Source organism: Micromonospora globbae (assembly GCF_036184225.1).
GTDB classification, from domain to species: Bacteria; Actinomycetota; Actinomycetes; order Mycobacteriales; family Micromonosporaceae; genus Micromonospora; species Micromonospora globbae.
On sequence record NZ_CP108084.1, the window covers coordinates 6,484,800 to 6,496,999 of the forward strand.

At 74.6% G+C, this 12,200-nt stretch carries 10 protein-coding genes; 6 read left to right on the top strand and 4 right to left on the bottom strand.

The features are described 5' to 3' along the window. The first annotated feature begins 36 nt into the window (after positions 1 to 36). Both OG994_RS29745 and OG994_RS29750 read left to right on the top strand, forming a co-directional pair. Positions 37 to 681, top strand: a complete 645-nt coding sequence (locus tag OG994_RS29745; protein WP_120328991.1) for an SIMPL domain-containing protein — start codon at positions 37 to 39, stop codon at positions 679 to 681. After that, positions 681 to 1,328 carry a nucleoside/nucleotide kinase family protein gene (locus OG994_RS29750; RefSeq protein WP_328851653.1) on the top strand — a complete coding sequence of 216 codons (648 nt, stop codon included), beginning with the start codon at positions 681 to 683 and terminating at the stop codon, positions 1,326 to 1,328. Before OG994_RS29745 ends, OG994_RS29750 begins: the two co-directional genes overlap by 1 nt. Here OG994_RS29750 and OG994_RS29755 read toward each other — a convergent pair. Both OG994_RS29755 and OG994_RS29760 read right to left on the bottom strand, forming a co-directional pair. After that, a complete protein-coding gene (locus OG994_RS29755) occupies positions 1,305 to 3,944 on the bottom strand; it encodes a hypothetical protein (protein ID WP_328851654.1) in 2,640 nt (879 codons plus the stop codon). The genes OG994_RS29750 and OG994_RS29755 overlap by 24 nt on opposite strands. A gap of 102 nt (positions 3,945 to 4,046) precedes the next feature. After that, the gene (locus tag OG994_RS29760; protein WP_120328994.1) at positions 4,047 to 4,604 is read right to left on the bottom strand and encodes a sugar O-acetyltransferase; all 558 of its coding nucleotides are present in this window, start codon (positions 4,602 to 4,604) and stop codon (positions 4,047 to 4,049) included. Positions 4,605 to 4,759: 155 nt separating this feature from the next. On the opposite strand from OG994_RS29760, the gene OG994_RS29765 reads away from it, so the two are divergent. After that, positions 4,760 to 8,071, top strand: a complete 3,312-nt coding sequence (locus tag OG994_RS29765; RefSeq protein ID WP_328851655.1) for a S8 family serine peptidase — start codon at positions 4,760 to 4,762, stop codon at positions 8,069 to 8,071. 48 nt (positions 8,072 to 8,119) lie between these two features. On the opposite strand, the gene dapD is transcribed toward OG994_RS29765, so the two are convergent. Continuing rightward, the gene (dapD, locus tag OG994_RS29770; RefSeq protein ID WP_120328996.1) at positions 8,120 to 9,079 is read right to left on the bottom strand and encodes a 2,3,4,5-tetrahydropyridine-2,6-dicarboxylate N-succinyltransferase; all 960 of its coding nucleotides are present in this window, start codon (positions 9,077 to 9,079) and stop codon (positions 8,120 to 8,122) included. A 79-nt stretch (positions 9,080 to 9,158) separates the two neighbouring features. Between dapD and dapE the strand changes: the two genes are divergently transcribed. After that, complete coding sequence (gene dapE / locus OG994_RS29775; RefSeq protein WP_120328997.1) at positions 9,159 to 10,232, top strand: succinyl-diaminopimelate desuccinylase; 1,074 nt, start codon at positions 9,159 to 9,161, stop codon at positions 10,230 to 10,232. Positions 10,233 to 10,317: 85 nt separating this feature from the next. Here the strand turns inward: dapE and OG994_RS29780 are convergent, their stop codons facing one another. Continuing rightward, positions 10,318 to 10,491, bottom strand: coding sequence for a hypothetical protein (locus OG994_RS29780; protein WP_192902154.1), 174 nt, complete (start codon positions 10,489 to 10,491; stop codon positions 10,318 to 10,320). A gap of 155 nt (positions 10,492 to 10,646) precedes the next feature. Here OG994_RS29780 and OG994_RS29785 point away from each other — a divergent pair, with 155 nt between their 5' ends. Further along, positions 10,647 to 11,546, top strand: coding sequence for an LOG family protein (locus OG994_RS29785; protein ID WP_328851656.1), 900 nt, complete (start codon positions 10,647 to 10,649; stop codon positions 11,544 to 11,546). 2 nt (positions 11,547 to 11,548) lie between these two features. Beyond that, on the top strand, positions 11,549 to 12,094 hold the full coding sequence (locus tag OG994_RS29790) for an LOG family protein (RefSeq protein WP_120328999.1): 546 nt from the start codon (positions 11,549 to 11,551) through the stop codon (positions 12,092 to 12,094). Positions 12,095 to 12,200: the final 106 nt, after the last annotated feature.

A 12,200-nucleotide genomic window follows, 5' to 3' on the forward strand; every position in this document is an offset into this window, starting at 1 on the left:
CGGGCGCGCGGGCGCGGCCGCGACTAGGGTGAGGGCATGGTGGACGCGCCGGTGGTGACCGTACGCGGCGAGGCGTACCGGGAGGTGCCTCCGGAGCTGGCCCGGTTCACGGTCACCGCCACGGCGCGCGACCGGGACCGGGAGGCCACCCTCACCCGGCTGGCCGAGCGGGCCGCCGCCGTCCGGGTGCTGCTCGACGCGGAGGGCCCGGCGATCGACCGCCGCGAGACCGGCGACCTGCGGGTGCGGCCCGAGACGGCACGCAGCAGCGAGCGGGTGGTCGCCTGGCACGGCAGCGTCACGACCACGGTGGCGGTCACCGACTTCACGGCCCTCGGCGAGCTGATGCTCCGGCTGGCCGACCAGGACCAGGTCGAGGTGGCCGGGCCGTGGTGGTCGCTGCGCCCCGACAGCCCCGTCCACCGGGAGGTCCGGCACGCCGCCATCGCCGACGCCCTCGCCCGGGCCCGGGAGTACGCCGAGGCGCTCGGCGCCCGGGTGACGGCGCTCGTCGAGCTGGCCGACGCGGGTGTGGAGCGGCCGATGATGGCCCGGATGGCGTACGCCGCCGGCCCCGGGGCGGGCGACGGCCCGCCGGAGCTGGACCTGGATCCGCAGCAGCAGACCGTGCAGGCCGCCGTGCAGGCGCGCTTCGCCATCAGCACGCCGGTTCTCGGCTGATGGCGGCGCCGCGGGTGCTTCCCGTCGCGGAGCTGGTGGACCGGGCGCGCGCCCTGGCCGAGGCCGGCCCGCGACAGTTGCTCGGCATCGCCGGCGCGCCCGGTGCCGGCAAGTCGACCCTGGCCGAGCGGATCGTCGCCGAGGTCGGGCCGGCGGCGCGGCTGGTGCCGATGGACGGCTTCCACCTCGCCCAGTCCGAACTGGAGCGGCTGGGCCGCGCCGACCGCAAGGGGGCGGTCGACACGTTCGACGCCAACGGGTACGTGTCGCTGCTGCGCCGGCTGCACCTGCTCGAACCGACCCCGGTCTACGCGCCGCTGTTCCGCCGGGACCTGGAGGAGCCGATCGCCGGCGCCATCGAGGTGCCGCCCGAGGTGCGCCTCGTGGTGACCGAGGGCAACTACCTGCTGCTGCCGACGCCGCCGTGGGACGAGGTGCGGTCCCTGCTGCACGAGGCCTGGTTCCTCGACCTGGACGCGGAGCTGCGGCTGCGCCGGCTCACGGCCCGGCACGTGGCGTACGGGCGGTCACCGGCCCAGGCGCGGGCCTGGGCGCTGGGCAGCGACGAACGCAACGCCGCGCTGGTGTCGGGCACCGCCGACCGGGCGGACCTGGTGGTCCGGCTAGCCGAAGCCCCGGCGCGGTAGCGGCACCCCGCGCCGCAGCAGCCGGGCGACGTGCGCCCGCTCGTGCTGGAACTCCGGCGCCTCCGGATAGGCGCTGTGGTTGCGGATCGGCGGGTCGGCCACCTCGCCGCCCTGGGGGTGCAGCGCCTCGGGGTCGCGTACGGCCACGTCGTGCTGACCCGCGTTGACCGGCCAGCCGAGCGGGTCGGTGTCCCGCCAGAAGTTCGTCCAGCCGGTCCAGCCGGGCGGTGTGGTGAGCGCCGCGGTGAGGGTGGGCAGCCGGTCCGGTCCGAAGTACGCCGGGAAGACGCGCCCGTACAGGCGGGTCAGCTGGCAGCCGTACGAGAAGAACCAGAGCCGCCACCGCCAGCGGGCCGGCAGTTGGAGGATCACGGCCGTGCAGATCACCGTGCCCTGGCTGTGCCCGGACAGGATGATGCCGTCCATCCGGCGCGGGTCGTGCTCGGTCAGCGCGAGCAGCCCGGCGATCCGGGTCTGCAACTCGGGCACGGCCCGCTCGGCGTAGCTCGGCGGGGCGAGCGGGTGGGCGGCCCGTGGCCAGAACGTGCCGACGTCCCAGATCACGCCGACGGTGCGCCGCACGGCCTCGTTGCGGTAGACGAGCGCGCCGATCGCGGCGACCAGCACCGGCAGCCACCCGAGCATGGAGTCGCCGACGCTGGCGACGACCTTGACCACCGCCGCGCCGTCGGTGGCGTCCACGGGGTGCGGGCGGGTACGCGACAGCGCCGCCGCGCTGCCGAGGGCGGCCAGCACGGCCGCCACCACGGTGAAGCACCCGACCAGCCGGATGGCGTGCTCGCCGACCAGCCGGTGCAGGGCCCGGAAGGTGCTGACGTCCCGGCACCGGCGCAGGTCGTGCAGGGACAGGCGGTGCCCGGGCAGGACCAGTTCGGCGTACGCCCGGCGGCGTAGCCCTTGGAAGAGCAGGCCGGCCCGGACGAGGGTGGCGGCGAGTGCGAGGAGCACGACGGCGAACGCGAGGCCGGTCCACATCACCGGGATCGGCGGGGTGATCGTGGAGCGGCCGTTCGGGGTGCCCCCGTTGTTGAGCCGGTCGGTCACCCAGTAGAGCAGGCCGGCGCAGTTGGCGACGCAGAGGAGCCAGCCGAGGCCCGCGATGACGGCCGGCCCCCGCCCGCCCCACGCGACGTCGGTGTGCGGTGCCAGCGGCTGCACGCAGGCGGCGGCGCGGGTGCGGGGGAGCACGAGCCCGACGGCGGCGAGCCCGACGGCCGGCACGGCGAGCATCCACACCGCGAGCGCCTCCGGTGCCGGCGGCGCCAGCGGCAGCCAGCCGTCGATCCAGGACACGCCGTGGGCCAGCAGCAGCCCGGCGGCCACCGGCGGCACGAGCGCCCGGCGTCCGGACCGGGCCACCGCGCCGATGGCGATGAGCAACAGCAGTTGGCCGGTGCCGAGCCAGGCGACGATCCAGTCGTACCCGGGCAGGGAGCGGTCGGCGTGACAGCCGGCCACGGCGGGGTCGCGCGTGCAGCCGCCGGGCGGTCGCAGGTCGGCCAGCGGTACGCCGGCCGGCCCGTCCGGCAGCAGCAGCACCGTGACGCTGCCGGCCACGGTGAGAGCCGTGAGGGCGGCGACGGCCGCGCTCCAGCGTCCGAGCGGGCTGGGGCCCGTACGCCGGGTGAGGTACGGCCGGCCGAGCGCGACGACGGTGATGACCAGGACGGCGCTGCCCGCCGCGACGGCCGGCCAGGCGACCAGGGCACGGAGGCCCCGGGGCGGGTCCATGGCGAGCACCATCCCCAGCGGCGCCGCGGTGGCGACGACCGCGCCGGTGCACAGGTGCAGCACCGCGGCGCGGCGCAGTTGACCCTCGCCGCACCAGAAGGTGCGGTCCTCCAGGGGATTCGTCGGGTCCGGCTCCGGCGGCTCGGGCTCCGGCGGCGGCTCCTGCGGGGGCTGGTCGACGAGGGGCCTCGCGTCCGCGGGCACCGCGACGGTCCGGCGCGGGAAGAGGCCGGTGCCGGGTCCGGCGGGCATCTCGGCCTCGTACTGGTAGGTGCGCCAGGAGACGAGCCCGAGCAGCGCGAGCAGGCTCAGCGGGACGAGCAGGCCGACGGCGAGCGCGCGGGCGCCCTCGCTCCACCAGCCGTGGCCGAGGAACTCCCACGGTCCGGGGATCCGGCCGAGGCAGTCGTCGTCGACGCACTGCCAGCCGATGAGGTCGACGCCGATCCCGGTCAGCGTGAGGACGACGGAGCAGGTGAGGCTCAGGCAGAAGAGCCGGATGAGCCAGGCCGTGAGGCCGGAGCGGCTGAACCACCGCTCCTGGTCGGGGTCGGGCGGGATGCCGGGCCGGGCGTGCAACGCGACGTTGGCGAGCGTGAACGGCAGCAGCAGCGTCCACAGGGCCCGCTCCACGTCCCGCGCGGTCCGCGCCCCGGAGGTCAGCTGCCCCCAGCTGTACGCCTCGACGACGAGCGGGTCGTCGGCCGCGGTGCCGGGGGCGCGGTAGAAGCCGGTGACCGTGCCGCCGGCGACCCGTCGCGGCTGGGGCGGGTCCCCGCCGGGCCCGGGCTGCATGCCGAGGGTCTGCGCCGGAGGCGTGTTGGACACCCCGTGGACACGAAGCTCGAGGACCCGACCGCTCATCCCGCCTCCTGGTGAAGACGTCACTACCCACAGTGCCGGGTGGTGGGCCGGGCCGCAAGTGGCCGGATGAGCTGTTAGCGCAGGTGAGAGGCTTGATCGCGTTTAGTCGAGGGTCCGCGTCGGCCGCGCGGGGTTGCCGAGCGCGACGACGTTCGGGGGTAGGTCGCGGGTCACCACGGCGCCCGCCCCCACGACCGTGTTCGCCCCGACGCTCACCCCGCCGAGCACGATGGCGCCGCCGCCGAGCCAGACGTTGTCGCCGATCGTGATGGGCTTGGCGGACTCCCACTTCGCCCGCCGCGCCTCGGGTTCCACGGGGTGCGTGGGCGTGAGCAGTTGCACGTTCGGTCCCACCTGGACGTCGGCGCCCAGGGTGATCGGTGCGACGTCCAGGAAGACGGCATGGTAGTTGACGAAGCAGCGTGGTCCGACGCGGATCTGCCAGCCGTAGTCGCAGTAGAAGGGTGGGCGTACCCAGGTGTCCTCGCCGACCTCGCCGAGCAGGTCCCGCAGGGCGGCGAGGCGGGCCCGCGGGTCGTCGGCGGGGCTGGTGTTGAAGCGCTCCATCAGCTGGGCGGCGCGGGCCATGTCGGCGGCGATCTCGGGGTCGTCGGGCCGGTACGCCTCGCCGGCGAGCATGCGTTCCTTCATGGACGTCACCGGCCGATCATCCCGGCCGGGCGGTGGTGCCCGCAGGGAACTCCGTCAACTTTCCGACTCGTCCGTGCATACCGGGTATGCGATGCTGACGTTCGTCAATGTCTCCATCGGTTACGACGCTCCACGAGGAGGATCCGTTGCACCGAATCAGGAAGTTGACCGGAACCGCTCTCACACTCGCCCTCGTGCTCGCCGCGCCGGCCGTCGCCGTCGCCGCACCCCCCACGGTGGCGACCGACCCCGCCACCGCGCCGGCGGCCCCCACGGCCGACCGGCCGACCACCGTCACCCTGCTGACCGGCGACCGGGTGACCGTCACCGCGTCCGGCGGCGTCAGCGTCCGGCCCGCAGCCGGACGCGAACACGTCCGCTTCCTCACCCGCCGCGACCGCGGACACCTCTCGGTCGTCCCGCACGACGCGCTGCCGCTGATCGCGGCCGGCCGGGTCGACCGGAGGCTGTTCGACGTCACCGGGCTCGTCGCGGCCGGCTACGACGACGCCCGGCGCGACGACCTGCCCGTCCTGCTGCGCACCCGGGCGGGAGCCGAGCGGCGCACCGCCGCCCCGGCGGGCGTCACGGTGACCCGCGACCTGCCCGCCATCGGCGGGGTCGCCGCCTCGGCCGACAAGGCCCGGGCCGGCGAGGTCTGGGCGGCGGTCACCGGTCGGGCCAACGGACGGGTCGACATGGCGGGGGATGTCGACCGCGTCTGGCTCGACGGCCGGCGGCAGGTCACGCTCGACCACAGCGTGCCGCAGATCGGCGCGCCCGCCGCCCACGAGGCCGGCTTCACCGGCCGGGGCGTCCGCGTCGCCGTGCTGGACACCGGCGTCGACACCGGGCACCCCGACCTGGCCGGCCGGGTGGCCGAGGCGCGCAACTTCACCGAGGACCCGGCACCGGGCGACCTCGTGGGGCACGGCACCCACGTCGCCTCGATCATCGCGGGCAGCGGTGCCGCCTCCGGCGGCCGCTACCGTGGCGTCGCGCCCGACGCGACGCTGCTCGCCGGCAAGGTCTGCGAGACCAGCTTCTGCACCGATTCGGCCATCCTCGCCGGCATGCAGTGGGCCGCCGTCGAGCAGCGCGCCGACGTCGTGAACATGAGCCTCACCGGCCCGGACACGCCCGAGACCGACCCGCTCGAGGAAGCGGTGGCGCGCCTCACGGCGGAGACGGGCGCGCTGTTCGTGGTGTCCGCCGGCAACGACGGGGACTTCGCCCCGGTCGGCTCGCCCGGCACCGCGGACGCCGCACTCTCCGTCGGCGCGGTCGACCGCGAGGACGAACTCGCCGACTTCTCCAGCCGCGGCCCGCGCGTCGGCGACGACGCGGTGAAGCCGGACCTCACGGCGCCGGGCGTGGAGATCGTCGCGGCGCGCGCCGCGGACGGTGTCATCGGCGACCCGGCGGGCGAGGGGTACGTCTCGCTCTCCGGCACGTCGATGGCCGCGCCGCACGTCACCGGCGCCGTGGCGCTCCTCGCCCAGCAGCACTCCGCGTGGACGGCCGGGCAGCTCAAGGCGACCCTCATGGCGTCGGCGAGGCCCCACCCGGGGCTGAGCGCGTACGCGCAGGGCGCCGGCCGGGTCGACGTGGCCCGGGCGATCGGCCAGACCGTGACCAGCGACCCGGCGAGCGTCTCGTTCGGGCGGGCGTACTGGCCGCACGACGACGACACCCCGGTCAGCCGGCAGGTGACCTGGCGCAACGACGGCCCCGCCCCGCTCACCCTGGACCTCACCGTCGAGGCCACCGGCCCGGACGGCGCCGCCGCGCCGGCGGGGATGTTCACGCTGAGCACGAGCCGGGTCACCGTGCCGGCCGGCGGCACGGCGACCGCCACCGTCACGGCCGACACGCGCGTCGGCGCCACGGACGGGCACCACACCGGGCGGATCGTCGCCCGGTCCGGCGACACGGTGGCGGTCACCCCGTTCGCCGTGCACCGGGAGGTGGAGAGCTACACGCTGACCGTCCGGCACCTGGACGACACGGGCGCCCCCGCCGCCGACCACGCCACCACCCTCGTCGACCAGGCCGACAGCACCAGCATCGACCTGTACGACCCGGACGGCACCGTGCGGGCGCGCGTGCCGAAGGGACGGTACAGCCTCGTCAGCCTCCTGTTCAGCGGCGAGGGCGAGGACGCGCGGGTGGCGCTGACGGCCCGTCCCGAGCTGACCGTCGACCGGGACACGGAGGTCACCGTCGACGGACGGACGGCCAAGCCCGTACGGATGACGGTGCCCGACCGGGAGGCCACGCCGCAGCTCGTCGACATCGGGGCGACCGTCCTCGCGGAGAACGGCAACTCGTACGGCTTCGGGCTGCTCGGCTTCGACTTCACCGGGCTCCGGACGGCCCAGTTCGGGCCGGACGGCGACGCCGACCGCTTCGTCGGCACGCTGGGCAGCCAGTGGGCGGACGGTGAGGCGGCCAGCAGCCCGTACCTGTACGCGCTCAGCGAGGGGTTCCCCGGCCGGCTGCCGACCGGGTTCGAACGGCACTACCGGGCACGCGACCTGACGACCGTCACCCACCGGTTCCGCGGCGGCTACGCCGGCATGGAGGCGGAGCGGGCCGTCTTTCCCGAGGTGGCGGGCGTCGGCGGCTGGGCCGTCGTGCTGCCGACGGCGGTGCCGGGCCAGCGGGTCGAGCACTACAGCGCCCGCGGCGTGCGCTGGAACTCGGAACTGACCTTCGGCGTACGGGCCGAGGAGGGGTGGCTCGAGCCCAGGGCCGTCCTCGCCAGCGACCCGCGGACCTACCGGCCCGGCCAGCACCTGCGGGAGACCTGGAACACGGCCCCGTACGGGCCGTCCTTCCCGGCGCCGCGCTGGCCGGGGCAGGGCATCACCCGCCAGGGTGACCTGATCCTCGTGGACGTGCCGCTGCACAGCGACGCGAACGGGCACGCCGGAGGCTCGCTTCCGGACAGTGCCCGGACCGCCCTCTACCGCGACGGGAAGCTGGTGGGGGAGAGCGCCGACCCGGGCTTCGGCCAGTTCGAGGTGCCGCCGGCCGCCGCCGGCTACCGGCTGGAGACCACGACGAGGCGGAGCTTCACCGACCTGAGCACCGAGGTCGGCGTGTCCTGGACCTTCCGGTCCCGGCACGTGCCCGGCGACGGCTTCGCGGCGCTGCCCGCCATGGCGGTCCGCTTCGCGCCCCCGCTCGACGCGGCGAACACCGCGCCGGCCGGGCGGAGCTTCGCGATCCCGGTCACGGTGCAGCGGCAACCGGGTGCGCCGGGTGCGCGGGTCGCGGCGCTCACGGTGGAGGTCTCGTACGACGGCGGGGCGACCTGGCAGCGGGCGCGGACCCACCGGACCGGCGGCGGCTGGACGGCCACGGTCCGGCACCCGGCCGGTCCCGGGTACGCCTCGCTGCGGGCCACCGCCCGCGACACCGCCGGCAACACGGTGAGCCAGCACGTCATCCAGGCGTACCGGCTGCGCTGAGCGGGTGTGCTCCTCCGGGTCCGCTGGTCGCGGGCCCGGAGGGGCCACTCAGTCGTTGGCGTGCAGCGCGGCGTTCAGCTCGATGCCCCGGCCCGTCCGCGGCCGGGCCTCCAGCGCGCCGGTCACCGAGTTGCGCCAGAACAGGAGCCCGTTCACACCGGACAGCTCACGGGCCTTCACGACCCGGCCGTCCGGCAGGGTGATCTTCGAAGCGGCCGTGATGTAGCAGCCGGCCTCGACGACGCAGTCGTCGCCGAGCGAGATGCCCACACCGGCGTTCGCGCCGACGAGGCTGCGCTCGCCGATGCGCACCTTCTCGGTGCCGCCACCGGAGAGCGTCCCCATGATCGAGGCGCCGCCGCCGATGTCGGACCCGTCGCCGACCACGACACCCTGCACGATCCGCCCCTCGACCATCGAGGTGCCGAGCGTGCCGGCGTTGAAGTTCACGAAGCCCTCGTGCATCACCGTCGTGCCGGGGGCCAGATGCGCGCCGAGCCGGACCCGGTCGGCGTCGGCGATCCGCACCCCGGACGGGACCACGTAGTCGGTCATCCGGGGGAACTTGTCGACCCCGTACACGGCGAGGTGCCGGCCCGCGGCCCGCTCGATCACCCGCAGCTCGTCCACCCGCTCCGGCGGGCACGGCCCCGCCGAGGTCCAGGCGACGTTGGCCAGCTTGCCGAAGATGCCGTCCAGGTTGACCTCGCCGGGACGCACCAGGCGGTGGGAGAGCAGGTGCAGCCGGAGGTACGCGTCCGGGGCGTCCTTGATCGGGTCGTCCAGCGAGCCGATGACGGTGACCACCTCGACCGCGCGCAGGCCGGGCAGCGCCCGATCGCCGACGGCCGCCGGCGGCAGATCCAGGACGTCCGCCTTCTCCTCGCCGGGCACCAGCGGAAGCTCGCCGAGGCCCAGCTTCCCCGTCGGGTACCAGGTGTCGAGCACCTGGTCGTCAGCGGTCACGGTGGCCAGGCCGATGCCCCAGGCGGACTGCGCGGACGTCACTGCTTCACCTCTCGTTCGCTTCTCGCGGGGCGGACGCTCGCTCCTCGCCCTCACCGGCTCTGACGGTACCGTGCGAACCATGGAGAACCCGCTGACCCCCGAGGTCCTCGCCGATCCGGTGGCACTGACCCGTGCCCTCGTCGACATCGAGTCCGTCTCCCGCAACGAGAAGGCGATCGCCGACTGCGTCGAGGAGGTCCTGCGGGGTGTGCCGCACCTGACCACCTACCGGCACGGCAACACCGTGATGGCGCGTACCGACCTGGGCCGGGCGCAGCGGGTGGTGCTGGCCGGGCACCTGGACACCGTGCCGCTCAACAACAACTTCCCGTCCACGATGCGCGGCGACCTCATCTACGGCTGCGGCACCTCGGACATGAAGTCGGGTGTGGCGTACGCCCTGCACCTGGCGGTGACGCTGCCCGACCCGCGCTACGACGTCACGTACTTCTTCTACGAGGCGGAGGAGATCGAGTCGACGTACAACGGGCTGCGCCTCGTCGGGGAGGCGCACCCGGAGTGGCTCCGGGCGGACTTCGCGCTGCTGCTGGAGCCGACGTACGGCATCGTCGAGGCCGGCTGCCAGGGGACCATGCGGGCGATGGTCACCACCACCGGGGTACGCGCGCACTCGGCGCGCTCCTGGCACGGGGTGAACGCCATCCACGCCGCCGGCGAGGTGCTCCGCCGGCTCCAGGCGTACGAGGCGCGGCGGGTGACGATCGACGGCTGCGAGTACCGCGAGGGCATGAACGCCGTCCGGATCCACGGCGGGGTGGCCGGCAACGTGGTGCCCGACCGGTGCGACATCGAGGTCAACTACCGGTTCGCCCCGGACCGTACGCCGGCCGAGGCGGAGGCGCACCTGCGTGAGGTGTTCGAGGGATTCGACCTTGCCGTGACCGACGTGGCGGCGGGCGCGCTGCCCGGGCTCGAGGCCGCCCCGGCGAAGGAGTTCCTGGCGGCGGTCGGCGCGGCGCCGATCGGGAAGCTCGGCTGGACGGACGTGGCCCGGTTCGCGGCGCTGGGGATCCCGGCGCTGAACTTCGGCCCGGGGGATCCCAACCTCGCGCACCACCCGGACGAGCACGTCGAGATCAGCAAGATCCGGGACGGCGCCGCCACCCTGCACCGGTGGCTGGCCGCCCACTGAGACCCGTACGCACGATCATGAGGTTCGCGTCGGCCCCCGGTACGCGAACCTCATGATCGACGACGGCCGGGTGCGGCCGGGACGGTCAGAGCTGGGCGGTGAGGGACGGGTCGACGGGCGGCCGGACGTCGGCGCCGTCGCCGGACATCTCGCCGCCGGCCGGCTCCATCTGGCGGGCGCGGCGGCGCTCGGCCACCACGTCGCGGATGCGCCGCTGCATCTGACGCCGGATCCGGATCATCTCGCTGTTGCTGATCACGCTGGCTCCTCCCCCGAAGGCGCGCGCCGGGGCATACCCGGTATGTGAATAGTAAGACGTACGGGCGACAGATTTCGTTGCCCAAGATCGCGAACTTTCTCGTCGCGTTCGCGCCCCGCGCACCCGGCCGATGCGGCTCCACTACGGTTGCTTGCATGAGTCAGAGCAACGGACGTGAGGCGGGCCGGGCGCCCGGGCGGGAGCGGCACCGGGGCGCGGTCACCCTGCGCCGCCAGGCGATCCCCACCAGCACGGCCGACCAGCGTCTGCTCGACTCCCGTGGGCGCGACGACTGGAAGACCAGGGACGCCTGGCGGGCGCTGCGGATCCTCTCCGAGTTCGTGGAGGGCTTCGACACCCTCGCCGACCTCCCCCCGGCGGTCAGCGTCTTCGGCTCCGCCCGCAGCGGACCGGACAGCGTCGAGTGCCGGATGGCCCAGGAGCTGGGCGCCGCCCTGGCCCGGGCCGGCTACGCCGTGATCACCGGCGGGGGTCCGGGCGTCATGGAGGCCGCCAACCGGGGCGCCAGCGAGGCCGGCGGGCTCTCCGTCGGGCTCGGCATCGAACTCCCCTTCGAGCAGGGCATCAACGACTGGGTCGACCTCGCCATCGACTTCCGCTACTTCTTCGCGCGCAAGACCATGTTCGTCAAGTACGCCCAGGCGTTCGTCGTGCTGCCCGGCGGGTTCGGCACCATGGACGAGCTGTTCGAGGCGCTGACGCTGGTGCAGACCGGCAAGGTCACCCGGTTCCCCGTCGTGCTCATGGGCACCGAGTACTGGCGCGGGCTCATGGACTGGCTCCGCGACACGATGGCCGCGGGCGGCAAGATCGGGCCGGTGGACCTGGACCTGATCTGCCTCACCGACGACGTCAACGCCGCCGTACGCCACATCGTCGAGGCCGAGGCCGCGCTCTCCGCGGAGCAGGAGGCCGTGCGCGACGAGGCGGTGGCCCGGACGGCGGCCGACCAGCGCAGCGCCGCGGCCCAGCACGCGGTGGCGGACCAGCGGAAGGCCGGACGGACCGACCCGGACGAGGCGGGGGAGGGCTGAGCGTGGCCGCCATCTGCGTCTTCTGCGCGTCCTCCCGTACGCTCGACCGCCGCTTCCTGGACCTGGCGACCGCCACGGGCGCGGAGATCGCCCGGCGCGGTCACACGGTGGTGAGCGGCGGCGGCTGCGTCGGCATGATGGGCGCGCTCGCCGACGGCGCGCGGGCCGCCGGTGGGCCCACGCTCGGCGTCATCCCGCAGGCGCTGGTCGACCTGGAGGTCGCCGACCTGAAGTCGGACGAGCTGCTCGTCACCGACTCGATGGCCAGCCGCAAGACCCTCATGATCGAGAAGTCGGACGCGTTCCTGACCCTGCCCGGCGGGCTGGGCACGTTGGACGAACTCTTCGAGGTCTGGACCACCGCGACCCTCGCCCTGCACGCCAAGCCGATGGTCCTCGTGGACGCCGACGGGTTCTACCGGCCGCTGATGGACTGGCTGACCGTCCTCGCCGACCAGCACTTCCTCAAGCCGGCCGGCCTCGACCTGCTCACCGTGGTCGACTCCGTGCCCGCCGCCCTCGACGCGATCGAGTCCCGCCTGACCTGACGCCCACCCACCCGCCCGGGCCGGTCCCGTCGGTCGGTCCCCGTCGGTTGATCATGAAGTTGTTGCCCTCAGGCCCGGCGTGTCGCGGCAACAACGTCATGATCGA

What these genes read in the sequence shown, in the direction of transcription:
- OG994_RS29745 (WP_120328991.1), top strand. Translation starts at nt 37, where the DNA reads ATGGTGGACGCGCCGGTGGTGACCGTACGCGGCGAGGCGTACCGGGAG.
- OG994_RS29750 (WP_328851653.1), top strand. Translation starts at nt 681, where the DNA reads ATGGCGGCGCCGCGGGTGCTTCCCGTCGCGGAGCTGGTGGACCGGGCG.
- OG994_RS29755 (WP_328851654.1), bottom strand. Translation starts at nt 3,944, where the DNA reads ATGAGCGGTCGGGTCCTCGAGCTTCGTGTCCACGGGGTGTCCAACACG.
- dapE (WP_120328997.1), top strand. Translation starts at nt 9,159, where the DNA reads ATGGAGAACCCGCTGACCCCCGAGGTCCTCGCCGATCCGGTGGCACTG.
- OG994_RS29785 (WP_328851656.1), top strand. Translation starts at nt 10,647, where the DNA reads ATGAGTCAGAGCAACGGACGTGAGGCGGGCCGGGCGCCCGGGCGGGAG.